Source organism: Paenibacillus antri (assembly GCF_005765165.1).
GTDB classification, from domain to species: domain Bacteria; phylum Bacillota; class Bacilli; order Paenibacillales; family YIM-B00363; genus Paenibacillus_AE; species Paenibacillus_AE antri.
Genome location: NZ_VCIW01000005.1, coordinates 216,763 through 239,254, shown reverse-complemented (window position 1 = coordinate 239,254; position 22,492 = coordinate 216,763). Strand labels below are relative to the sequence as shown.

21 protein-coding genes are annotated in these 22,492 nt (G+C 56.3%); 5 read left to right on the top strand and 16 right to left on the bottom strand.

The features are described 5' to 3' along the window. Positions 1–18: 18 nt before the first annotated feature. The 12 genes from FE782_RS10645 to FE782_RS10590 all read right to left on the bottom strand — a co-directional run bounded on the left by FE782_RS10645 (position 19) and on the right by FE782_RS10590 (position 13,353). Positions 19–852 carry a sugar phosphate isomerase/epimerase family protein gene (locus tag FE782_RS10645; protein ID WP_138194072.1) on the bottom strand — a complete coding sequence of 278 codons (834 nt, stop codon included), beginning with the start codon at positions 850–852 and terminating at the stop codon, positions 19–21. Positions 853–974: 122 nt separating this feature from the next. Then, positions 975–2,204 (bottom strand): N-acetylglucosamine-6-phosphate deacetylase, encoded by a 1,230-nt coding sequence (gene nagA, locus FE782_RS10640; RefSeq protein ID WP_138194071.1) that lies wholly within the window; start codon positions 2,202–2,204, stop codon positions 975–977. Positions 2,205–2,363: 159 nt separating this feature from the next. Beyond that, complete coding sequence (locus FE782_RS10635; RefSeq protein ID WP_138194070.1) at positions 2,364–2,894, bottom strand: P-loop nucleotide/nucleoside kinase family protein; 531 nt, start codon at positions 2,892–2,894, stop codon at positions 2,364–2,366. A gap of 62 nt (positions 2,895–2,956) precedes the next feature. Continuing rightward, the gene (locus tag FE782_RS10630; protein WP_138194069.1) at positions 2,957–3,781 is read right to left on the bottom strand and encodes an MBL fold metallo-hydrolase; all 825 of its coding nucleotides are present in this window, start codon (positions 3,779–3,781) and stop codon (positions 2,957–2,959) included. A gap of 17 nt (positions 3,782–3,798) precedes the next feature. Continuing rightward, the gene (locus FE782_RS10625) at positions 3,799–4,335 is read right to left on the bottom strand and encodes a hypothetical protein (RefSeq protein ID WP_138194068.1); all 537 of its coding nucleotides are present in this window, start codon (positions 4,333–4,335) and stop codon (positions 3,799–3,801) included. Positions 4,336–4,847: 512 nt separating this feature from the next. Further along, positions 4,848–5,978 (bottom strand): alanine dehydrogenase, encoded by a 1,131-nt coding sequence (gene ald, locus FE782_RS10620; RefSeq protein ID WP_138194067.1) that lies wholly within the window; start codon positions 5,976–5,978, stop codon positions 4,848–4,850. 191 nt (positions 5,979–6,169) lie between these two features. Continuing rightward, the gene (locus tag FE782_RS10615) at positions 6,170–7,945 is read right to left on the bottom strand and encodes a methyl-accepting chemotaxis protein (RefSeq protein WP_138194066.1); all 1,776 of its coding nucleotides are present in this window, start codon (positions 7,943–7,945) and stop codon (positions 6,170–6,172) included. Positions 7,946–8,032: 87 nt separating this feature from the next. Further along, positions 8,033–8,605: an SUMF1/EgtB/PvdO family nonheme iron enzyme gene (locus FE782_RS10610; protein ID WP_500690494.1), complete on the bottom strand. Its 573-nt coding sequence runs from the start codon at positions 8,603–8,605 to the stop codon at positions 8,033–8,035. Positions 8,606–8,612: 7 nt separating this feature from the next. Then, positions 8,613–9,476: a carbohydrate ABC transporter permease gene (locus FE782_RS10605; protein WP_138194065.1), complete on the bottom strand. Its 864-nt coding sequence runs from the start codon at positions 9,474–9,476 to the stop codon at positions 8,613–8,615. Further along, positions 9,469–10,395 carry a carbohydrate ABC transporter permease gene (locus FE782_RS10600; protein ID WP_138194064.1) on the bottom strand — a complete coding sequence of 309 codons (927 nt, stop codon included), beginning with the start codon at positions 10,393–10,395 and terminating at the stop codon, positions 9,469–9,471. The genes FE782_RS10605 and FE782_RS10600 overlap by 8 nt, the downstream gene beginning before the upstream one ends. Positions 10,396–10,430: 35 nt before the next feature. Next, a complete protein-coding gene (locus FE782_RS10595) occupies positions 10,431–11,726 on the bottom strand; it encodes an ABC transporter substrate-binding protein (protein ID WP_158299334.1) in 1,296 nt (431 codons plus the stop codon). 25 nt (positions 11,727–11,751) lie between these two features. Further along, entirely contained in the window at positions 11,752–13,353 is a 1,602-nt protein-coding gene (locus FE782_RS10590; RefSeq protein ID WP_138194062.1) for an arylsulfatase, read from the bottom strand. 362 nt (positions 13,354–13,715) lie between these two features. On the opposite strand from FE782_RS10590, the gene FE782_RS10585 reads away from it, so the two are divergent. Continuing rightward, entirely contained in the window at positions 13,716–14,639 is a 924-nt protein-coding gene (locus FE782_RS10585) for a TauD/TfdA dioxygenase family protein (protein ID WP_138194061.1), read from the top strand. A 57-nt stretch (positions 14,640–14,696) separates the two neighbouring features. Here the strand turns inward: FE782_RS10585 and FE782_RS10580 are convergent, their stop codons facing one another. From FE782_RS10580 to FE782_RS10570, 3 genes are all read right to left on the bottom strand, one after another. Then, the gene (locus FE782_RS10580) at positions 14,697–16,184 is read right to left on the bottom strand and encodes a MutS-related protein (protein WP_138194060.1); all 1,488 of its coding nucleotides are present in this window, start codon (positions 16,182–16,184) and stop codon (positions 14,697–14,699) included. After that, entirely contained in the window at positions 16,181–17,569 is a 1,389-nt protein-coding gene (locus FE782_RS10575; RefSeq protein WP_158299333.1) for a MutS-related protein, read from the bottom strand. The genes FE782_RS10580 and FE782_RS10575 overlap by 4 nt, the downstream gene beginning before the upstream one ends. 102 nt (positions 17,570–17,671) lie before the next feature. Then, positions 17,672–17,911 carry a hypothetical protein gene (locus FE782_RS10570; RefSeq protein WP_138194058.1) on the bottom strand — a complete coding sequence of 80 codons (240 nt, stop codon included), beginning with the start codon at positions 17,909–17,911 and terminating at the stop codon, positions 17,672–17,674. 209 nt (positions 17,912–18,120) lie between these two features. Here FE782_RS10570 and FE782_RS10565 point away from each other — a divergent pair, with 209 nt between their 5' ends. From FE782_RS10565 to FE782_RS10550, 4 genes are read left to right on the top strand one after another with little or no spacing between them, the layout of a single operon-like run. Further along, a complete protein-coding gene (locus tag FE782_RS10565) occupies positions 18,121–18,690 on the top strand; it encodes a sigma-70 family RNA polymerase sigma factor (protein WP_138194057.1) in 570 nt (189 codons plus the stop codon). Then, on the top strand, positions 18,647–19,798 hold the full coding sequence (locus tag FE782_RS10560; protein WP_138194056.1) for a hypothetical protein: 1,152 nt from the start codon (positions 18,647–18,649) through the stop codon (positions 19,796–19,798). The genes FE782_RS10565 and FE782_RS10560 overlap by 44 nt, the downstream gene beginning before the upstream one ends. Next, the gene (locus FE782_RS10555) at positions 19,795–20,775 is read left to right on the top strand and encodes an ABC transporter ATP-binding protein (RefSeq protein WP_138194055.1); all 981 of its coding nucleotides are present in this window, start codon (positions 19,795–19,797) and stop codon (positions 20,773–20,775) included. The genes FE782_RS10560 and FE782_RS10555 overlap by 4 nt, the downstream gene beginning before the upstream one ends. Next, positions 20,772–21,617 carry an ABC transporter permease subunit gene (locus FE782_RS10550; protein ID WP_138194054.1) on the top strand — a complete coding sequence of 282 codons (846 nt, stop codon included), beginning with the start codon at positions 20,772–20,774 and terminating at the stop codon, positions 21,615–21,617. The genes FE782_RS10555 and FE782_RS10550 overlap by 4 nt, the downstream gene beginning before the upstream one ends. A 37-nt stretch (positions 21,618–21,654) precedes the next feature. On the opposite strand, the gene FE782_RS10545 is transcribed toward FE782_RS10550, so the two are convergent. Continuing rightward, a complete protein-coding gene (locus FE782_RS10545; protein ID WP_138194053.1) occupies positions 21,655–22,419 on the bottom strand; it encodes an SDR family oxidoreductase in 765 nt (254 codons plus the stop codon). Positions 22,420–22,492: the final 73 nt, after the last annotated feature.

The window sequence follows — 22,492 nt, the reverse complement described above, 5'->3', positions numbered from 1 at the left end:
TGAAGGCGGCGAGACGACCTATCGTACCCCGCCGTGAATGATGACGTCCAAATGTCGAGCCGTATCGTAGACGAGCTGGTATGGCGCGTAAGGGTATGCGGAAAGCTCCGCCGTCAGCGGCCCGTCGTAGCCGATCGCCTCCAACGCTTCCCGAACCGCGATCCAGTTGACGTCGCCGGACAACAGCGTGACTACGCCGTAAGCCGTTCCTACGGAGCGGCGGAAGTCCTTCACGTGGATTTTCTTGATGCGAGAGCCGAGAATTCGGATCGACTGCTCCGGGTAACCGAAATTTATAATGTTGCCTACGTCGAAGTATGCGCCGACGACAGGCGAGCCGAGCTCGTCGATGTACCTCGCCATCTCGAGCGGCGAATACAGAAATTTGTTCCACACGTTCTCGACGCCGATGTCGACGCCGTTCCGTTCGGCGACGGGGATGAGCTTTGCGATCTCGTCCTGACTCCGCTTGTACGCTTCGTCGTACGGCTCGCCTTTGTCGTTGACGAACGCGGGGACAAGCAGGGCGGTTTCCATACCGAGCAAGCCTGCGACTTCAAGCTGCCGCGTTACGATCTGACGGCCCCGCTCTCGCGTCTCCGCGTCCGGCGAAGACAAGGAGCTCCCTCCCATTAAGCCGCAGGAGATGCTCTTTAACGCCAGCCCATGGGAACGGGCGAGCCGACCGAGCGCTTCCAGCTCCTGCGTCGTGGATTCCATCGTAATGCCCGGATTCCCCGGCTGCTGCAAGTTCAACTCGATCGCGTCGTATCCCGCCTTGCCGCTGTGCGCAAGCACCTTCTCGATCGGCGTTCCGTCGGGGAAACACCATTGATTGATCCCTTTTAACAAGTTTCTCAGCCTCCCGCGCAATAATTTTGCGTTAACCAAATCTTAACACCGTGTCAGGTATTTTTCCATTATTATTTTATGATTCTGAACATTTTTTCCTTTTTGTCGAATTTTCCGACATTTCAAGGCGGTGATTTCCCAAGCCTCCTCTCCGATGCCTCCTCTTCCGATTCCTTCCTACGAAATACTTCGCGCCCTCCGACATAGGTGCCAATCAGATTCCATTCGGCGTCGAGCAGTAGGAAGTCGGCATCCATACCGGCCGCCAGTCGGCCTTTGCGATCGGCGACGCCGGCCTGCCTTGCAGGCACGCTGGTGAGCGTCGGCAAAATTCGTTCGGTCGGTAGGCCGGTGAAGGCGATCGCATTGCGGAACGCCGCGAGCATATCCAACCCGCTGCCGGCCAGCGACGTGCCGTCGGCCAGCGTGACCTTGCCCCCGCTCATCCGGATCCGGATCCCCTCCGTCTCGTACAAGCCGTCGGGACATCCCGCGCAGAGCATGGCGTCCGTAACGAGTACGATGCGATCGGTCGGCTTGGCGTCGAACGCCAATGCGATCATCTCCGGATGAATGTGGTACCCGTCCGCGATCAGCTCGATCGTCAGCTCGGGCATCCGCAGCCCGGCTCCGGTGACTCCGGGCTCTCTAGATTTCAAGGGACTCATTCCGTTGAAATGATGCGTGACGTGCGTGACTCCGAGTCTCGCCGCTTCCCGCATCTGTTCGTACGTCGCATCGGTATGTCCCGCGGATACGGTTACATTTCGCTCCGCCAGACGGCGGATGACCCGCTCCGCCCCCTCCAGCTCCGGCGCGATCGTGACCATTCGAATCCAACGGCCGGCAACCTCCAAGTAGCGATCCATCTCCTCCATATCTGGCTTGCGCAAGGATGCAGGATTTTGCGCGCCGCCCCGCGCCGGATTCAAAAACGGGCCCTCGAGATGCATCCCGATTAGATTCGCGCCCTCTCTACCGAGAGCGCCCTCCTCGGCGGATTCCCGCCATTGGTCCAGCGTACTGACAATCGTCGTGCAGTCGGCGGCGACGGTCGTCGCCAAGAATGCGGTCGTTCCGCGGCTCGCGTGATACTTGCTCATCCCGGCGAGCGAAGTCTTCCCGTCCATTCCGCTGAAGCCGCCGCCTCCGTGCACATGCACGTCGATGAATCCCGGAACGAGCCGTTTTCCGCCCGCATCCCTAATTTCGGTCCCTTCTCTTCCATCGATCTCCGCTCCGCCGACAGCCTCGATTCGGCCGCCGGGTCCGACTAGCATTCTTCCGTTGACGATCCGGGTGCTCGGCGTGTAAATTTCAGCGTTGACCCATAAGACGGAATGGTCTGCCATATGACTTCTCCTCTCGGCCTCACAGTTTGAAGACAATAAGATTATGGTAGATCATACCATGATGTCATGTTTATTTCTATATTTTAAAATTAATTTCGGATATTTTTTTCTTTTTTTCGCTGCCCCGATGACATAAAAAAAAAGCCCGTAAGCGGGCTTTCATTCAACGCAATGATGTCCGCGTAAAAAGGACTCGACTTGGTCAATTAACGATTCGGGCTCTTTTATCGTATCCAAAACGATTTCGCCTTCCAACTTTTCCGTATTAACCTTCTTATAATGTTCTTTAAGGTCGGATAAATCGGTAATCCGCTGATTCGGCAATGGATTCGCGCAGCGATCGGATATTCTTTCCGACCATATGGACTCATCGCTGCAAATACAATAAAACGACAATAAGGTTCCGCCTCTTTCCTCGATCCAGCTCCTTAAATTTCTAACGTCATCCACATGATTTAACCCAAAATCAAGGATGATCACAGCGGAACTATCAATAACCGTTTGTAAAAAACGAAAAAGAAAATCGAAGCAAATTTTATTTCTGATTTCATGACCGGGGACTGACTCGGCAACAGCGTCGTAAATATCGTCCTTGTGTAATACGGGGACATGGATTCTCTTACCGAGTATATTCGATAACGTAGTCTTCCCGGTCCCGGACATTCCTCTAAATAAAATGATTTTGGACATGACACACTTCCTAGACATTGGATCGGCACGATAGAAACTGACTTTCAGCTTGACGTCTTCTCTTATTGCACTGCTTCCAGCTCGTTCCGCATCATCCTTACGTTTTCCTTGTGACTTTCTACAGTCGACGGCGACAGAAATGCAAATTCCGTTTCTAATCGTTGAATTGCAGGTTCATCTTTTTCGATGATCGCCATTCTTAACCGTGTTAAATAATCGGTTGCCATCGTTATTCTGCCGGCCATCTCGGAACGATTAACGGTATACCGGCCATGCCCGGGAACTAACATGTTAACGTCATGATCATTCATGATTTTCGCTGCTTTGTTTAATGTTCGTTCATAGGCGAACGCGCTGTCATGAATAAACGGGAGTTCGAAATCGGATAAATAATCCCCTGCCAAGAACAAACCCAGCGAATCGACAACCGTGAATAACCCGTCGAACGTATGCCCCGGGGCTTTATAAAATGTCAAAGTCGTAGATCCGATCGCAAGCCGTTGGGCGTCCTGTTCGATGACAATATCGAGAGTGGGAAACTCGACTTCATAGTCCCGAGTAATATAATAGGTGGCGTCGAATTCATGGATGAGCTTGACCTTATGCTCTTTCTTGGGATGGTTTCGCATCTCCGAACTTCCGATCGTCGTTGCCCCGGGGAAGGCGTTGTAACCGAGAATGTGATCGAAATCGCCGTGCGTGAACAATAGATAACATTCTTTCTTCCCCCGAATCGCCTCGACATGAGCTTGAATCTCTCGAATTTCGCCCGGCAGCCATGTCGGATCTACGATGAGTACGACTCCATCTACATGGATCACCGTAGAGGTTGTCTGAAACAAGGCGCTTTGGAATATCGTAATATGCTCATCGGCATATTGGATCATAGTTTCACACCCCCCCTTCAAGAGATTCTTCTAAACCTTGTTCCTTCGTCTTTTTGGTTTCCTATTAAGTCCATCTCCTCAACTACAAATTGGTTGCATTCGCCGCTGGGATCGATAATAAATCTGATGAGGATGCTGACGTTATCCATGTAAAACGCGTGCGTTACTTTTACTCTTACGCGTTGATCTCCGAAGACGGTTATTTGACCTCCCCTTACTTGAACGTGAACCGTAATCCGCAATTCTTCATTATGGTAAATCCCGGCGTATTTCGCGAGTTCGGCTTCCGGTACGATCGGATCGGGGACGTAAGACCACCCGAAGTATTCTAATAATTTGGTATGGTACGAGGTCCAATCCCACGCTGTATTATCGATCGCAAGGGAGCGCAGGTCGCACCTTACGAAAGCGGAGCGTGCGACCTCGGCGTATTCATGCAAAAAGTCGAGATGCGACTCCGGATTCTTCCTCGAACGATTCGCATAGTACGGCTCATGTTTATATTTCTCGAACGTCGAGGTCAGCCACTCCTTCCCTCCCCTTGCGTTCATCATTCTATTAATTCCTACCCACGGGTCTTCTTGATAGAGAAACACAAAGCAGCAATTGTTCTCGGATAACCGCGAAAACAGGTTTTCAATAAAACTTAGAATGACTTCCTTCGGAAGATCCAAGTGCAACAACCGAAGAATCGGCGCTTGCAATAAGACCGCTTCCATGACTACCGTTACATCGCTGTCTCCGTACGCCTTTATAAACTTGTCCCAATTCGATAAGTACGTCTCCATCCATTGATTCGGGATAAGTATAGGTTCGTGAATGAGGATCGGGTGTCGATAAGCGGATTCATGAAAAAGTTCCGTCGAATGTCCGTTCCTCTCCGACTGCAAGGCTATAAATCTTGCCGTCGTCGACTTCCCGGAACCCGGTATTCCCTCCACAAGAATAAGTTTCAAAAATACTCCCCCTAGGCGTTAACGCGATCCCGGCGAGGATAATCTTACCACATTGCCATGGAAAAAGGACCGGCCCGCGGCCGATCTTCTTCCCGTTTATTATACGAAGCTTATACGGTGGCGGGCAGCTGCAGCGCCTCCTCGATCGCGACGACCGGGCAGCCGAGATCGCCGGCGACGGCCGCGTGCGTGACGACGCCGCCGGCGACGTTGACGCCTTGCCTCAACGCGGGGCTGTCCGCGACCGCTTGGTGCAAGCCCTTGTTCGCAAGCTGCAGCGCATAAGGGAGCGTGGCGTTCGTCAGCGCGATCGTCGACGTCCGCGGCACCGCGCCCGGCATGTTGGCCACCGCGTAATGGATGACGCCATGCTTCGTATACGTCGGGTCGTCGTGCGTCGTGATCCGGTCGACCGTCTCGAAGATGCCCCCTTGATCGATCGCCACGTCAACGACGACCGAGCCCGGCGCCATCGCCCGGATCATGCCGTCGGTGACGAGCTTCGGCGCCTTGGCGCCCGGGATGAGAACGGCGCCGATCACAAGATCGGCTTCCGTCACCGCCTCCGCGATCGTGTACGGCGTCGAGACGAGCGTCTGGATCCGCGTGCCGAACAGATCGTCGAGCTGCCGCAGCCGCTCCGCGCTCTGGTCGATGATCGTCACTTCGGCGCCGAGCCCCGCGGCGATGCGCGCCGCGTTCGTGCCGACGACGCCTCCCCCGACGATCGCGACCTTGCCGCGCTTCACGCCGGGCACGCCGCCGAGCAGGATTCCCTTGCCTCCCTTCGCGTGCTCGAGGTATTGCGCGCCGATTTGCGCGGACATGCGCCCCGCGATTTCGCTCATCGGCGTCAGCAGCGGAAGCGTTCTGCCGACTTCGACGGTTTCATATGCGACGGCCGTCATGCCGGACGCCGTCAACGCGCGCGCCAGAGCCGGTTCCGCCGCGAGGTGCAGGTACGTAAACAGGATCAGCCCGGGCCGGAAATAAGGATACTCGGAAGACAACGGCTCCTTCACCTTCATGATCAAATCGGCCATCGACCATACGTCGATCGCTCGCTCGACAATGTCGGCGCCGGCGGCGACGAAGTCTTCGTCCGTAAAGCCGCTGTCAAGCCCCGCGTCCTTCTCGATGGCGACCCGATGGCCGGCTTTCGCAAGCGCATGCGCTCCGGCGGGCGCGAGCGCGACGCGGCGTTCGTTGTTTTTGATTTCCTTCGGCACTCCGACGATCATTTCGATTCCCCCTGGACAGTATGGTCTATGATGACAATTGTGAAGATAAAGGGGGGAAATGTATATGTTGCTCGTTTAATGTTTACTGTTTCATCGTTAAACAAAATCATCTCGGCAGAACGTCGAAAAAACGAGCGCCGAACCCGCGGTTATCACGCGAAGCTCGGCGCTCGTCTATCGTTCTCGCCTTGTTATATTTTAAACTTGCCGATCATGGCGCTTAATCCGTCGCTTAACGCGTTGAGCTCCTCCGCCTGCTTCGAGATCGTGTTGATCGCGTTCAGCTGTTCGTCGATCGAAGCCGAAACCTGCTCCGTCGCCGCCGAAGTCTGCTGGGATACCGCGGATACGTTCTGAATGCCGTCGTACACCGTCTGAACGGCTTCCGAGACGCGGTCGACGTATTCGGAGCTTCTGCGAATCGATGCGTCGATGTCCGTGATCGTCTCGGCGATCCTGACGAAATCCTTTTCCGTATGGAACACGGCCTCATCGAGCGTCGCGGCCAGGGAGAGCGTCTCATGTACGAGCGACAGGTTGCGCTTCACTTCGTCGCCGATCGATTCGATCATCTGCTGGATTTCCCCGCCCGAAGCGGAAGTGCTTTCCGCGAGCTTGCGGATTTCTTGCGCGACGATCGCGAAGCCCCGGCCGTGTTCGCCCGCGCGGGCGGCTTCGATGCCGGCGTTAAGCGCCAGCATGTTCGTTTGTTTGGCGACTTGTTGAATCGTACCGACGATCATGGCGATGCCCGCGGCTTTCTCGTTCAATCGTTCGATGCTTTCGTTAATCGACGCCAACCCTTCCTTCGCGCTGCGGTTCGCGGCTTGCAGCTGCAGCACTTGCCGCTTCCCCTGAGCTACGTTCGCGGCGCCTTGGTCGGTGCGGCCGAGCACGTTGGCGTTCTGCTCGTTCAGCTTCCCTACCGTCTCCGTCAGGAGCTCTGTTTGATGATGGATACGCTCGACGTCGTCCGCTTGCGTGACCGCGCCTTGCGTAATTTCTTCGACGGCTCTGGCGATTTGTTCGCTGGAGGCGGTCGTCTCCTCGGATAAGGCGGACAGTTCGAGTGCGGCCGACGCCGTATTTCCGCCTAACGTCTGCATCCGGGATACGAGCTCGCGAAGCTGAGACGTCATCGTATTGAAGGCGGTCGCCATCTGACCGATTTCGTCATTCGAAGCTAGAACGACGCTAGGCACGTTCAAGTTGCCTACGGCGACCTCGTTCGCGGCCCGGGTCATCGCCTTGAGCGCATTCAGCTTCTTCCGGTTGAACGCGTAGAAGCACAGCGCGCTGACGACGATCGCCCCGAGGGAGATCCAGAAGGTGATGCTCCGGATGTCTTCGAGAGAACCATAAAATTCCTCCTCGTAAGCGCCGATCATCATTGCCCAGTCCCACGGTTCATAGTAGACGCTGTAGACGATCTTCGTACTGACCGACGACTTGTCGGCCGTCTCCCACAAATATTCGAAGTACCGGTCTTCCGGATCCGCTTCCTTGCTTCGCTTCAACAGCTCCGCCACGAGGGAACGGCCGCTCTTATCGAGCGCGGACGACATGTCTCGGTCGTATTCGAGCGCCGGGTGCATGCGGACATGGGAATCGAATGCGTAAGCGAACAAGAATCCTTCTTCCTTATACCGGTAAGAGGCTTGCTTGAAGTCGTACTTCAGCGGACCGTCCTCGACCTTCGGACCGTTCAGGTAGACGCGCGCTTTCTCTTGAGCTTCCTCTGCGGATAATGCGCCGCTTTCGACTTGCTCGTTCAATGCCTCAAGCACGACGAGGGCGTTCTCCGCGATATGGCGCAAGTCGAGTTTGCCGCTCTCGAGCAGCTCTTCCTTAGCTTTCTGATAACTAACGGTTCCTACGATACCCGAGGTAGCGGTTAAGACGATGACGGCGACAAGGATCAACTTGACGGAGAAGCTGAGTTGGAGGCGACGGATCTTACGATTCATGTACTAGGACTCCCTGCTGTATGTAAGTTCTTGATGTCGAAAACGTTTCTAATTGTAATCGGTCGCCCCCGGACATACAATCGTTTTTTACACGCGCGAAAACAAGGATGCCTCAGGCATCCGCAGCGCAGCGGAAACCGATATTGCCGGATGAACTGTCCGGCGTGTTGGCGCTTCGAGCCGCGACCGATACCGGTTGCAGTAAGATTTATGGCATAAATATGATCCGCCGCGCATCGCCTTTTCGGTATGGTCTCCGCCGAACCCGTTCGAGCACCACTCCCATACGTTGCCCGAGACGTTGTAAAGACCGAATCCGTTCGGAGGGAATGCGTCGACGGGAGCCGTTCCGACATACCCGTCGCTCGCATTGTTTTTCTCCGGAAATTTCCCCTGCCATATATTGCAGTAATGCGCTCCGTTCGGCTTCAGAACGTCTCCCCACGGGTACCGCTTCCGAACGAGCCCGCCTCTTGCGGCATATTCCCACTCCGCCTCGGTCGGCAGCCGCTTGTTGGCCCAGCGGCAGTACGCTTGGGCGTCATGCCAGGTCACATGCACCGCCGGGTGATTCATCCGATCCGCGACGCCCGAACCCGGTCCCTCGGGATGCGCCCAGTCCGCTCCGTCGACGACCACCCACCTTCCTCCATACTCCATGCGTCGCTCATCCCTTGACCCCCGAAGCGACGATGCCTTCGATAAAGTATTTCTGCGTAAACGCGAACAGGATCAAAAGCGGGATGACGAGCATCGTCGTGCTCGCCATCAATAAATCCCATTGCACCTGATTTTCGTCCCGGAACATGCTTAGTGCGAGCTGCACCGTCTTCATCTCATCCGAGTTAGTGATAACGAGCGGCCATGTATATTCGTTCCAGGAAGCCGTAGCTTTCAGGGCGACCAGCGTGGCGAAGACGGGTTTGCTCAAGGGAACATAAAGGTGAAAGAACGCCCTGACTCTGCCCATACCGTCGAGCTTCGCCGCATCGTCCAACTCTTGCGGAATTTGCAAGAAAAACTGTCGGAACAGAAACACCCCGAAGGAACCGGCGACATAAGGGGCGATCAATCCGTTGTAGGAGTCGATCCATCCCAACCCTCCTTGCCCCCACAGATCGTTCCCCCCGGCCAACGGGATATGCTTGAGAACCAAGAATACGGGAATCATGGTCACTTGAGGCGGGATCATGAGACCGATGAGAGAGAGAAGAAATAAGATATCCCTACCCTTGAAATTCAATTTGGCGAACGCATAGCCGGCGAAAGAATTAATGAGCAAGCTGACAAGAATCGTGACGATCGTGACGTATAACGTATTGGATACATAGGTTCCCCAGTCTCCGCGTTGAAGCGCTTCTGCATAATTGGCCCAATCGAGCCGCTCCGGCACCCAAACGAATCGAGGCGCGAAGATTTCATCCATCGTTTTCAATGAAGTGAGAATCATGAGAAAAAAAGGAAGAAGCATTGCGACGGACAACCCCAGCATAGCCAACGATACCGGGATGATGAACGGTTTCTTAGGCATTCGTGCTCCCCCTTCCCCCAAAGCGAAAATTCGCCGCCGTGATAAGCCCGATCGCGAGCAGCATCACCATAGATAAGGAAGCGGCATACCCGATTTGAAACTGCTGGAAGGCGCGTATATAGATTTGATGGACTAAGGTCGTCGTCGAATGCAGCGGTCCGCCGTCGGTCATAATCATGATCTGTTCGAAAACGTTAAAGTTATGGATCAACCCGGTAACGATCAGGAAGAAGGTAATAGGCTTGATCTGCGGGATCGTAATATGGAAAAATTGTCTGAGCCCGCCCGCCCCGTCCACTGCCGCCGCTTCGTAAAGATGCCTCGGGATGCTCTGCAGCCCGGCTACATAGATGACAATGTTGTATCCCAAAGCCTTCCAGACGCTTGTGAAAATAACGGCGGACAACGCCCACTTCGCGTCGTATAACCACTGCTTCCCGGCGATCCCCAGCGCCTCCAGCAGCGAATTGGCGATACCGTGAGAAGGCTCGTAAATCCACATCCATATCATGGAAACCGCAACCATGGAGGTTACATGGGGGGAGAAGAAGCTGAGCCGAATCCACTTCGTTCCATACAGTCTGTAGTTCAAAAGCACGGCAAAGATCAATCCCAATCCGACGGTAACCGTTAAGGTAACCGCCGTGTAAACAAGCGTGTTTTTCATCGAGATGAAAAAGAACTGGTCGTGAAGAAGAGCCGCGTAATTGCTCCAACCGACCCACTTGATTTCGGACAAGTTATAATTGGTGAAGCTTAAATAAAGGTTGTAAGCGATCGGGAACAGCACGAACACGGCCAAAAACAAGTAAAACGGCAGAATCAGCGCATAACCGATCGGGTCCGAGTTCAACTTCCGACTTCGCTTCTTCGCGGCTGCTTTCAGCTTGATCGTGCGATCCAACGCGATATTCGCCATGACGCCACCCCATCGTTTGCATAATTTATTGCCTCTTATCTGATCGTTTCCAGCTCCTTGACGAGTCCGTCCTGAGCGTCCTTCAACGCTTGTTCCGGACTTTTGGCGCCGGTTAGCGTTTCTTCATAGGCTTGGTGGATGTACTTGTTGTACGTGGAGGTGAACGGCGTGATCGGCTTCCCTTTGCCGTATTTCACATAATCCACCAAGACGGCATTGATTTCCGGACGATCCTCGATAAATCGCTGCTCTAACGACTTACGTACGACCGGAATTTGCAACGCCTCGTATCGTTTCCACATTTGTTCCTTAGACATCATGAACTCGATGAACTTCCAAGCCTCCTCCGGATGCTTGCTTGTTTTGCCGATCGTAAACAACCGGTATCCGGTAAAAGCGTATTTCTCTTTCTGTTCCAGCACGGGGGCGTACCCGAGCTGATCCTTCAGCTCCGGGTGATTTTTGATCATGTTGCTGATAGTCGAGTTCGTCAGGAACGACATCGCCGAGTTCCCGCTGACGAAAGGCGCGGTGTCCTTCTTTTCGTAGTTGTAAGGGATCGCTACTTTGTTGTATAAATCAGCCAAGTAACGAAACGCCTCGACGGACGGCTCATCCGCGAATACCGGGACTTCTTTCGCCTCGTCGATTATCGGCGATCCGTTCTGTCGCATGAACGATTCGAAGAAAGAGCTCGCATTGTTCAACGGGACGTCGAGCCCCGCACGCACGATCTTGCCGTTCGCGTCCTTGACGGTCAACCGTTCTGCATAAGCGGCCAGCTCCTCCCAGTCGGTCGGCGGCTTCTTGGGATCCAATCCCGCTTCTTGGAAATAGTCTTTGCGGTACGTCAAGATTTCAGGGGCGGCGAAATAGCCGAGTCCGACGGTTTTCCCTTTGTATCTCCCCATCGCCAGTGCGCTTTCGCTGATATCGTCCTTATCCTCCCACGCGTCGATCCGATCGTCCAACGGCAGGAATTCATCCAGCGCGCCGCGGGTTCCCATGAAAATAAGATAAGCCGAAAATACGTCCGGGTACGTCCCGCTGAGCTTGGCGGCATTGAGCTTCGTATCGATATCGCCCGCGCCAGGCGGCAAGATCGTCGTTTGGACTTTAATATCGGGATGCTCCGCTTCGAACGCTTTGGCCGCATCCGTGAAATATTGCTCGTTCGCGCTCCCCTCCCCCGGAAACCAAAAATGCAACGTCACGGACTCGCTCGCATTCGAACCCGCTCCGGAGCCGGCGCTCCCCGAGCAAGCGGTTATGACGGCTCCAAGCATCGCGGTAAGCAACGTAAGAAATATCCATTTTCTCTTCATCTTCATGTTCATTTCCTCCCTATACCGTTATTCAGTTCTCTTTTCTATCGGCCGCGGCCTCGTATAATGCAAGGATGTTCTCCCTCGGAATGACGCCGCAGCGTAGAGCCCATGCTTCGTATAGTTGACTCAACTCTTTCGCGATGTCCGGATGCCGGTCGGCCACATCCTTGGTTTCGGTTCGATCCGATTCGATGTCGTATAGCTCCCAAGGGCCGGGATAATTCCGGACCAGCTTCCACTTCCCGCTCCGGACGGCGCCGTTGCCCTCATGCTCCCAGAACAAAGGAGGTCTCTCTAACGTGTCTTGGCGGAAAACGGGAACCAAGCTGGATCCTTCGAGCGGGAGAACGGCTCGGCCGCGGTATGTTTCCGGGTAAACGGCTCCCGTCGCTTCCAACACGGTCGCCATAATGTCCGTCAATTGACCCGGCGTATGTCGGATCCCCCCCTTGTCTCGGATAACCTTCGGCCAATGCGCGATGAGCGGCGTGGAGATGCCTCCCTCATGAACCCAATGCTTATACAGTCGGAAAGGAGTGTTGGACAAATTGGCCCAAGCCACGCCGTAACTTTGGTAGGTGCTTTCCGAACCTGGCGCATGGGCGCTCAGATTGCCGTATATGACAGGCTCGCCATGCTTCGTCTTCTCTCTCACGATTCTCTTGCGGAATAAATGCTCCCCGAGCTTCGCATCCAGCTCTTCCGCGCATCCGCCGTTGTCGGCAAGAAACAGAATCAGCGTATTGTCCAGCTGGCCCGTTTCTTCTAACGCGCGTACGATACGCCCGATGCCTTGATCCATCCGGTCGATCTGTGCGGCATACACCTCCATTCGTCGCAGCCGCCATTCCTTCTCATCCGCTTCCTCCCAGGACGGCTGCCCGGGGTCGCGCTCCGTCAGCTCCCATGATTCGCGAACGATCCCCAAGTCGATCATTCGCTGCAGCCGTTCCTCTCGGAGGGCGTCCCACCCTTTATCGAACCGGCCTTTGTATTTGGCGATATCCTCCTCCGGGGCATGGAGCGGCCAGTGAGGAGCGGTATAAGCGACATATTGGAAAAAGGGCCGATCCGGGTACTCTTGCGCATGCGCCTTAATGAACGTAACCGCTTCGTCGCTGATCGCGTCCGTCAGATAGAAATCATTGTTCTGCAGCGCTTCGTGTTCGATATTTTCGTTATCTCGGGTTAACGTTACCGGGGCGAAATAGTCCGCGGCCCCGTTAATGATTCCGTAGAAGCGGTCGAAGCCGCGCTGCTTGGGCCATGTATCGCTCGCATGAAATAGATCCGTAGCGACATGCCATTTCCCGCTCATATAAGTTCGGTAATCGTGTTCCTTCAGCACCTCCGCGATCGTCACGCATCGTTCGTTCAGATTGCCGGCGTATCCTTCCGGACCGTCGTCGTCCACCAGAATGCCGATCCCGGTTTGATGCGGATGCAAGCCGGTCAACAAGGAGGCTCGCGTCGGACTGCATCGCGCCGTATTATAAAATTGGGTAAAGCGAACTCCGTTCTCGGCCAACTTATTCAAGTTCGGCGTATCGACTTCTCCGCCGTAACAGCCGATATCCGAAAAACCCATGTCATCGTTTAAGATCAGTACAACGTTCGGCCTTTTCTTCATCCTGAATCATCCTCCATCATCGGATTTTTCAAAACCGTACTTATAATCGCGACCAAAAAAATAGAGGTTTCCCTGGAAACGGGAAACCTCTAGATATCTAGTCGGTTTATATACAAGTATTTTGATCGGTTTTATAGGATATAATATATCTCCCCTGAGTCCTGGTGTCAATCCATTTTCTGCATATTTCTTTCTTGACGCATTTCCCGGATTGCATTATTATGTTGACTAAACCGATGGGGATTCAAAGAATAAAAGTGTAACGCTGACCAGTCATCTGGAAGCCAGGGCGATATGCCCTGGCTTTTGTTCGTTTCCCGCTCGGAAATCTTAGGATCGACGAGAACGAGGAGGAAATGAAAATGAGTATCGCAAGAGAAGACGTGTTGCACGGCGAGGAGATCGCAGTCAATCCGGTCGCCGGCCGGATCGGTGCGGAAATATCGGGCATTTCCCTAACGGGAAGTCTTGATTCGAACGCCGTGTCCTTCATCCATGAAGCGCTCTTACGGCATAAGGTCGTCTTCTTCCGCAACCAGCATCATCTGGACGATCGGGAACAGGAAGCTTTCGCGAAGCTGCTCGGCCGGCCGGCCGCTCATCCGACCGTTCCGGTCCGGGAGGGTTCGGATTATATTTTGGAGCTGAACTCCGATCATGGGAACGGCCGGGCGAACTCCTGGCACACCGACGTCACCTTCCTAGCCGCATACCCGAAATTCTCGGTTTTACGCGGAGTGGTCATCCCGGAAGCCGGCGGCGATACTGTCTGGGCTAACACGGCCGCCGCATACGAGGGCCTTCCGGCGAGCTTACAGAAACTTGCGGATCAATTATGGGCCGTTCATACGAACGCCTACGATTATGCGGCGGAGCGCCGCGATTTCACCGAAGAAGCGTTGAAACACCATAACGAGGTATTTTCTTCGACTGTATACGAGACCGAGCACCCTGTCGTCCATATCCATCCGGAAACGGGGGAAAGACATTTATTACTCGGGCATTTCGTGAAACGCTTCGTCGGTCTCAGCACCGCCGATTCTCAGCAAATCTTCTCGATCCTGCAGAGGCATGTAACGCAAATCGAAAACACCGTCCGGTGGAGATGGAAAGCCGGGGACGTCGCGATCTGGGATAATCGCGCCACGCAGCATTACGCGGTCAACGACTACGGCAACGCATCACGAGTCGTCCGCAGGATCACTATCGACGGAGACATCCCAACCGGCTTGGACGGACGCCGGAGCGTAACCAAAACATTCGTTAAGAGACGTGAAGCCGAGTAATGTTTCTTCATACGACCAAGGAGGCTGCTTGCGCGCGGCCTCCTTGGTCGTACTGCTTTAGTTAGCGTTCTCGATCAGGCTCCGGAACAAATCTTCTCCGAAGCTGCTTCGAACGGGCTGACAGCGCGTCATTCGGTACGTTCGCCTTCCGTCATCGTTCCTTACAGGCGATAAGAAGAGCGCTTGGGGCGTTAGTTCCTCGAAGGCCCAATTCGCCAGCTCGAAATTATGGCTGACGAGAACGACCTTCAGCTGCAACTCGCAGCATGCGGCGAGCCAATGCCTTCCGACCGTCGCGCCGTCTCGTTCCGCGATCGCGGCGAACGGCTCGTTCATCAGGAGGAGCGAATGAGGCGTCGATCGTTCGACGAGCCGATTCAACCCGCGCAGCTCCTCCTCCAACGTCCCCCCGGCGGACTGCGACTCCGACCCGGCGAAATATGTTACGATGCGGTCGCAGACGTTCGCTTCGAAGCGAGATGCCGGAACGAACATGCCGCATTGCATCATGAGCTGCGCCAACCCGATGCTGCGCAGGAACGTCGACTTGCCCCCTTGATTCGCACCGGTCACGATGAACAGGCACGCGCTTTCCCCCGTTAAGTCATTGCCGATCGGCCGATGCGGGAGACGGAGCGCCAGTCCGGGGTCGTAGAGGTCGTGGAAAACGAGTACTCGTTCGTCGGCACTATAGGCCGTAGGGAACGAAACGGGACATCCTCGAACCGTCAACTCGCGATGTAACTGTACGCACCCGACATAAAAGCCGCTCTCGTACCGCAGGCTGTCGAAGTCGCCTAACGCGTCATCGATGAACCGCTTCAGGATGTGCAGCACGTTGCCAAGGGCGCTCTCCTCCATGTCCCGAAGGCTGTGTTCCGCCTTAAACAAGCCGTAGCCCTTAAGCAACCGATCCCTTAGTGCGGCTGTAGGCCGAGCATCCAAACTTCTAAGCACAACATCGGTTCCATGGAAGCCGTCCCCGACCGACGCGCCGATCTTTACGCCGCCTCTCCTCTCGACTTGCCGCAGCCGGGCGAGATGATCCCTCGCCTCCCGAAAGAACGCGTCAGGATAATTATTTTGAAGCCGCTCGAAGAAATCAAGAAACCCTTCGGAGCTAAGCGATTCAGCGTGACGAGCTCCTGCGTCCCTCAGCTCCTCAAGCGAGTCCAGCAAGGCCGGCAGTAACTCGACCGCGACTCGGAGCCTCTCGCGCACCGGAATCGTCCGAGCGAAGTTCGGCTTCATCTTTGCTCTGTATTCCGCGGATTTGCTCGAAACCTCGGAAGCAAGCGCGTATAACCGATCTACGATCTCCGGATGCCGAAGCGCGTCTTTCAACACTTGTTGTCTATAGCGAATCGCTTCAAGATCCGTTTCCGTTCTCAGCAGGACCCGCTTGCACGCTTCCGATAGAAACTTGTCTTGCCCCGACATCGCGCGGAATAGCGGTTCTAGATGCAAATCTCGCTCAAGGGCGAATTCATCCGGCGCCGGACCGTCATCGCGGGGCGCCCCCCTGCTAAGCAGCGATGGTTTCATCCGTGCAGCCGCTCCTTTAACCGACTTCTTAGCCGTTCCTTCGTGAGTCCGTATCGCTCGACTTCCTCTTCCACCCGCTTCCGACCAGCGTCGCAATCTTCCGGGGCGAAACCTGGAAGATGCGTGACGAACAAGCACATCGCGCCTCGGGCCGTCAGCAGATCCAACAACTTCCTTCCCATCGCGACCGCATCGCAGGTTGATGTCGTGGAGAACGTTTCGTTCAAGACGACCATGCTGCCATGATCCGCTTCAGCCACGATAGGCCGAAGCCTCGCGAGTTCCTCCTTCAGCTTTCCCTCGTTCCTCTCCGGACGGTCCGCCTTCGGGAAATGCGTATACAGTCGATCGACATGCGGAACGACGGCCGATCTTGCCGGAACAGGGCAGCCCAGCGCGCTTAGAGCGATAATTTGACCTACCGTTCTTCCGAACGAATCCGGCCTTTCCGGAAACGCCGGCACGACGACAGCCGCTTCCGCATGCCAATCGATTCCGTTTCCGATCGGTAGATTCGTAGTAGCGGCGATTACCTTAAGGTCGTAGCCGGCTTCGACCCGCAGCTCCTTCTTTTCCGTTATCGCGGGGTAACAATAATAGAGACCGCGCTTTCGAATCGCGCGGAAATATCGAAGACATGCGATGTAAAACGTTAATTCACTGGCTAAGGTCAACACCGCCGGATCGACGAACGAAGAATGGATATTGCAGAACGACTCTAACGCCGCGAATGCCGCCGGATGTCGCTTGCGCAACAGCCGGAGGATCTCTTCTTCCAAGCCCGGCGTCCGCAGTCCGACAATCGCCTGAAGGGACCCCTCCGACTCCCCGTCCCGGTCGAACGTGCGGCGCAGCTCCGCGCAATAATCCGCTTCGTCGCTGCCGGCGTAGATGTAGAACAGTCCATCCGACGCAATTAGACTATATTTCATATCGCAGAACGTACGGTCGAGTTCGAAGGCATCGTCGCGCAGCCGGATGAACGGCTTGGACATCGCGCAAGCCGACAACCATTCGGAGCAGCGCGTTAAGCCGTCGGAGCGCAATCCGGCAACATTAATCGCTTCCTTCATTTCCGACACGGCCTTGCAGTATTCGACCGCGGCGTCTAGCCGCCATTTGCAGCTTTGAACCGATCCCGAGCATGCCTCGCCGAAGTTCAAACATTCCGTTAGCCGCCTTACCCGTAACACAAACTTCTCGGCTGCCTCTAACGTTAACCGCCCATCGATATCCTCCATGACCGAGCTGCGGTAGCGCACGGCGTCGATGTCCGGCAGCGGACAACGGAACCATTGCCGCAGCTCCGCCTCCCCTTCCCGCCCGCGAAGCATTTCTTCCAGGATCATATCCAACCCGAGGTCGGACATCGCTCCGTCGGACATGAACGGCTCATCGGCTTCGGATGTCTTTCTCTCATTCGCAAATAGAATGCTCCGGTATTCCATAGAACAGCCCCACTTCAGCGAGATATCCTTGCGGCGAACCTATAAAATATCGACATCCCTCATGGAGTCCTCGATGATCGAACGGACGATTTCCGACACGGAATAATCGCCGCCGCCGCAGCGCCGGTCGATTTCCTGCCAGCATGACGCCGGCAGCGTCAGCGACAGTTTCCGGGTCGCTCCGATCCTCTTCCGGCCCGCCCCATTCCGCTGCCCGCCCGCGGCGTTTATTTGACGTAGACTGCCTCCGTTCGGCGTCTTCTTCCGTTTCTCGCTCATTCGGCATCACCTACCCTGTATTTTACACCTATAGGGTGCGTCGTCAATTTTTGCTACCTTTTTCAATCCGGCACACTTGACAGACAAATTTATCGCTTTACAATATATTTTGATTGCTACAGGATGTATTTTAATTGATTTTCATCTTTTCCCTGCTACAAAATCGATTCGACAACCGTCTTATAAGCGAAAGGGGGCGCGGCGGCAACATGGAGGAAGGCGCACAGGTACCCGAGTTGTTCCAACGCCTGTTCCGGGAGCATTACCCTGGAGTAGCGCGGAAGCTCTATGCGTTGACCGGCGACTATGCGGCGGCGGAGGATCTGGCTCAAGAGGTGTTTCTAAGGCTCTATCGAACCCCGCCCGACCGGCTGGAGGCTGTCGGCGCCTGGCTGCACCGAGTGCTGACCCGGGTAGGTTACGATTATTTGAGACAACGGTCGTCGGGCAAGGCGTTATTGGTAAAGGAGAGCGCCAGAGTGGCCGCTTGGTCGGAAGGCGCCGCCCCTTCGGGTGAAACGCAGGTCATCCGCGAATGGGAGAAGGACGTGGTTCGCAGAGTACTGAGGAAGCTCTCGGAACGAGATCGGACCGCCCTCCTGCTTCGGGAGGAAGGGTACAGCTACGAAGAGATCGCCCTCCGGCTGGAGGTCAATCCGAAGATCGTCGGTTCGCTGCTAGCCAGGGCGGAAGAACGAATGAAGAAAAAATACGGACAGGAGGAGGGGCAGCGCGATGGCGGACGGAATGAAGCGGAACGACGGCGAACCGGTATTTGATGCGGAGCGGGCTTGGATTCGGTTCGAAAGGCGAGCTTCTCGCGAACCGGCTCCGGCGTTTTGGAAGCAGGCGGCGGAAGATCCGCAGCCGGACGAAGCAAGGTTAGAGTCGCGAGCGCTGTGGGATGGGAATCGAGATCATTACGAGAAGGATGGTGCGATCGATATGAAGAGGTCAGAAGTATTCCAGTCGACGGAAACGCTCAGCGCGGCAAGGGTGAACGGGGCGCACGGCGTCTGGCGAACCGAAAGACCGGCCAAGCGCAGGCTTCGGAGATGGACGGCCGGGGTCGCCGCCGCCGTCATGGCGGTCGGCTTGTTCGCCACCCCCATGGGAGATCGGGCGCTGGCCGTCATGATGCAAACCTTCCGCATTCAGCACATGGTCGGAGTCGAGATTTCGGCGGACGACATGGCGACCATCTCAAGCATTCTGGAGAGCGGCTCGCCCGAGGGAGACCGGAGCTTCAGCCTGGCGCAGTACGGCACTTTGTCCCAATCCGGCGGCGGCGAAGCCCGTACCGTGACTTGGGACGAAGCGGAACAAAAGATGGGCGGCGCCCTGCTCCGGTTGGAAGACTCCCCGTCCCCCGAATATCAGCCGGCTACTACGCTCACCTTGAACCTGAAGGTAGATGCCGTCAATCGGCTGCTCACCCGTTTGGGCGGAGCCTCCACCCTGCCGGCCGAAGCGAACGGTAAGGCGATCCGGCTGCATATTCCGGACGGCGTCGCTTCGGAGGGCAGCTTGTCGGGCAAGCCGGTGCGGCTGCTCCAATTCGGCAAGCCGGAGCTCGCCGTGGAAGACGGCATCGATCCGGCCCAGGTCCGCGAAGCAGTGCTGGGGTTACCCGTGCTGCCGGACAGCCTGCGGACCAAGTTGGCCGCCATCGGCGATTGGCAGAGTACGCTGCCGGTTCCGGCCCGCGACGGCGTGACCTCCAACCTTCGGTTGAACGGACATGATGCGATCATGACCGAGGACGGCGGGCGACGGTATCTGCTCTGGCTTGACGGGGAGCGGATGGGATTGCTGAGCGGGGATATGGAACAGTTCCCCGCGGAAGCCGACTTCCGGCAGGCCGCGGAGGAGCTCATCCTGCCATGATGATCGACACGGAGGATCTGACCAAAACCTACAACGGCCGCGGCGGCTGCCGCGGCATCACCTTGCAAGTGCCGGAGGGCTGCATCTTCGGCCTGCTGGGACCTAACGGCGCCGGCAAGAGCACCTTCGTCAAGATGCTGGCCGGCCTTCACCGCCCCGATTCCGGGCGGGCCGCCGTGTTGGGACGGCCCCTCGGCCGGCCTGAGGCGCGGCGCAAGCTCGGGTATTTGCCCGAGCTGTTCCGTTTCCAAGATTGGCTGACTCCGGTCGAAGTGCTCCGCTTCCATGGTCAACTGGGGGGGCTGCGTCCCCGGGAAACGCGGGCGCCTGCTTTCCGTAGCCGAATTCGGGACACATTAGAGCTGGTCGGCCTGCTAGATGCCGCGGACCGCAGAGTCGGCGGCTTCTCCAAGGGAATGCAGCAGCGCCTCGGCTTGGCGGCCGCCCTGCTCCTCGAGCCCGAGCTGGTCATTCTGGACGAACCCGCTTCGGCATTGGATCCTGTCGGGCGCTTCGAGATCCGCAGTTTGCTGAAGCGGCTTCGGGGCAAGGGGGTGACGGTGTTTCTTAATAGTCATCTACTTGAGGATGTAGAGGAGCTGTGCGACGAAGCTGCCTTCCTGTACGGAGGCGAACTGCTGGCGTCCGGTCCGCTGTACAAGCTGCTCGGCGGTTCCGGCGATACCGGGGCCAACTGGCGCTTCCGGCTCGGCGGCTGGCTTCCCGAGACGTTGGCGGAGCTGAACAACGCCGTCGGCGCCGCCTTCTCCTCCCCGCTGCTGCGCCTGGTCGACGCGGATGCGAACGGCAACGCCCTCCTATCCGCCCGCGTCGCAGACCGGGAGCAAGCCGGTTACCTATGCTCTTTATTGATCCGGAACGGCCTGACGCTTTACGAATCCGGCCCTGAGCCGAACAATCTGGAAGCTTGGTTCCTTCGGATGGCCCGATCTCGAGAAGGAGGCGTCTTGCAATGACCATGTACATCTCCGCCACCTTCAAGGAGCTCACCCGCAAGCGGGTGTTCCTGGTTACTATCGTTCTGACCTTCGTCTTTCTGGTCTTGTTCGCCTTCGGGGCCAGGGAGCTGGCCGGCGCGGCGGCGCAAAGCCAAAGCTCCCCCGCCGAACGATTGTTGAACAGTATGGTGCTGATGGTGTTGGGACTTTTTTTCGCGCAATTTCTGTCTGCCTTCTTCGTGCTCTTCTCGTCGATGGGAACCGTCACGGGCGAACAGGAGAACGGATTGCTGCTGGCCGTCGCCGCCCGGCCCCTCCCCCGCTGGAAGCTTTATCTGGCCAAATGGTTGGGTCACGCCGTCTGGATCGCCGCTTACAGCGCCATCCTGTTCCTTTCCGTCATTTGGACCATTCACAGCCTGGCCGGACTTCCCGTACTGGCGGGGGACGTGGTTCGAGGCTTAGCGCTATTCGTCTGGATGCCGCTTCTTCTCTTGTCGCTTACCATGCTAGGCTCCGTCTATTTGCCGATGCTGGGGAACGGAATTTGCGCCGCCTTGCTGTACGGGCTCGCGCTCTTTACCGGGCTCGTCGAAGGGATAACGGTCTATGAAGGGTCTCACCCTGCATTGGATAAATTCGTACTGCTGATCGGGTTGCTCCTGCCCACCGACTCGGTTTACCGGAGAAGCCTTTACGAGGTGATCGGTGGAGCGGATTGGGCGGGGCTGGCGATCTCCGACATGGGACCCTTTTCCATATCGAGCGTTCCTTCGAACTCCTACCTATTATATACGGCAGGGTATGTTGCGCTTCTGCTCTTGCTGGGATGCCGAGCGTTCAGCCGGAAGGATCTGTAAGAATACAAACAGCCCCGAATCTCGGGGCTGTTTGTATTTACAGGTGCGAACCGCCGCTTGCATCCAGAACCTGACCGGTGATCCACCCGCCCTCGGGGGACGCGAGGAACGCCGCGATGTCCGCGATATCCTGCGGCTCCCCCCATCTGCCGAAGATGGAAAAGTCGGCGCCGAACCGGCGGCTTCCCGGGTCCTGCAGCATGCCGGCGTTCATATCCGTAGCGACGAATCCCGGCGCGATCGCATTGATCGTAATCCCGCGCGGTCCGAGCTGATTCGCGAGCGAAAGCGTCAATCCGTTGATCGCCGCCTTCGACATGCTGTACGCAGGAATGGCCGGCAGAGAAATACGCGTAACGGCTGAAGAGATTTGAATGATGCGTCCATCGTTGCGGAGATCGGGCAGCGCCTGCTGGATCATAAAGAAGGGCGCCTTCACATTCAGCGACATCACCGAGTCGAAGTCCTCCTCCTTCGTGTCTTCGATGGTCGCCGCAAGACCCATTCCCGCATTGTTCACGAGAATATCGAATCCGGCCGTGCCGAATCTAGCCTCCAACTCTCGTTTCACGCCGGCATAGAAGGTGCGGATTCCGTCAAGAGTTCCGAGATCGGAGCCCACGGAAAATGCGGAGCCGCCGCCTTGAACAATCTCGCCGACCACCTCTTCGGCCGCGCTTCGGTTCACGGCGTAATGCACGGCGACCGTCGCTCCTTCGCGGCCAAGCCGCTGCGCGATGGCCCGGCCGATGCCCCGGCTCCCTCCTGTCACGATCGCTACTTTATTCGCTAACTTACCCATGCGCTTCATCTCCTGGCGTCATTTTAGTACTGCATCTCTGTTGTACCACAGCCTTCCTTTCGAGAGGTTGCTC

What these genes read in the sequence shown, in the direction of transcription:
- nagA (WP_138194071.1), bottom strand. Translation starts at nt 2,204, where the DNA reads ATGGCAGACCATTCCGTCTTATGGGTCAACGCTGAAATTTACACGCCG.
- FE782_RS10635 (WP_138194070.1), bottom strand. Translation starts at nt 2,894, where the DNA reads ATGTCCAAAATCATTTTATTTAGAGGAATGTCCGGGACCGGGAAGACT.
- FE782_RS10630 (WP_138194069.1), bottom strand. Translation starts at nt 3,781, where the DNA reads ATGATCCAATATGCCGATGAGCATATTACGATATTCCAAAGCGCCTTG.
- FE782_RS10625 (WP_138194068.1), bottom strand. Translation starts at nt 4,335, where the DNA reads ATGATGAACGCAAGGGGAGGGAAGGAGTGGCTGACCTCGACGTTCGAG.
- ald (WP_138194067.1), bottom strand. Translation starts at nt 5,978, where the DNA reads ATGATCGTCGGAGTGCCGAAGGAAATCAAAAACAACGAACGCCGCGTC.
- FE782_RS10615 (WP_138194066.1), bottom strand. Translation starts at nt 7,945, where the DNA reads ATGAATCGTAAGATCCGTCGCCTCCAACTCAGCTTCTCCGTCAAGTTG.
- FE782_RS10610 (WP_500690494.1), bottom strand. Translation starts at nt 8,605, where the DNA reads ATGGAGTATGGAGGAAGGTGGGTGGTCGTCGACGGAGCGGACTGGGCG.
- FE782_RS10605 (WP_138194065.1), bottom strand. Translation starts at nt 9,476, where the DNA reads ATGCCTAAGAAACCGTTCATCATCCCGGTATCGTTGGCTATGCTGGGG.
- FE782_RS10600 (WP_138194064.1), bottom strand. Translation starts at nt 10,395, where the DNA reads ATGGCGAATATCGCGTTGGATCGCACGATCAAGCTGAAAGCAGCCGCG.
- FE782_RS10595 (WP_158299334.1), bottom strand. Translation starts at nt 11,726, where the DNA reads ATGAAGATGAAGAGAAAATGGATATTTCTTACGTTGCTTACCGCGATG.
- FE782_RS10590 (WP_138194062.1), bottom strand. Translation starts at nt 13,353, where the DNA reads ATGAAGAAAAGGCCGAACGTTGTACTGATCTTAAACGATGACATGGGT.
- FE782_RS10585 (WP_138194061.1), top strand. Translation starts at nt 13,716, where the DNA reads ATGAGTATCGCAAGAGAAGACGTGTTGCACGGCGAGGAGATCGCAGTC.
- FE782_RS10580 (WP_138194060.1), bottom strand. Translation starts at nt 16,184, where the DNA reads ATGAAACCATCGCTGCTTAGCAGGGGGGCGCCCCGCGATGACGGTCCG.
- FE782_RS10575 (WP_158299333.1), bottom strand. Translation starts at nt 17,569, where the DNA reads ATGTCCGACGGAGCGATGTCCGACCTCGGGTTGGATATGATCCTGGAA.
- FE782_RS10570 (WP_138194058.1), bottom strand. Translation starts at nt 17,911, where the DNA reads ATGAGCGAGAAACGGAAGAAGACGCCGAACGGAGGCAGTCTACGTCAA.
- FE782_RS10565 (WP_138194057.1), top strand. Translation starts at nt 18,121, where the DNA reads ATGGAGGAAGGCGCACAGGTACCCGAGTTGTTCCAACGCCTGTTCCGG.
- FE782_RS10560 (WP_138194056.1), top strand. Translation starts at nt 18,647, where the DNA reads ATGGCGGACGGAATGAAGCGGAACGACGGCGAACCGGTATTTGATGCG.
- FE782_RS10555 (WP_138194055.1), top strand. Translation starts at nt 19,795, where the DNA reads ATGATGATCGACACGGAGGATCTGACCAAAACCTACAACGGCCGCGGC.
- FE782_RS10550 (WP_138194054.1), top strand. Translation starts at nt 20,772, where the DNA reads ATGACCATGTACATCTCCGCCACCTTCAAGGAGCTCACCCGCAAGCGG.
- FE782_RS10545 (WP_138194053.1), bottom strand. Translation starts at nt 22,419, where the DNA reads ATGGGTAAGTTAGCGAATAAAGTAGCGATCGTGACAGGAGGGAGCCGG.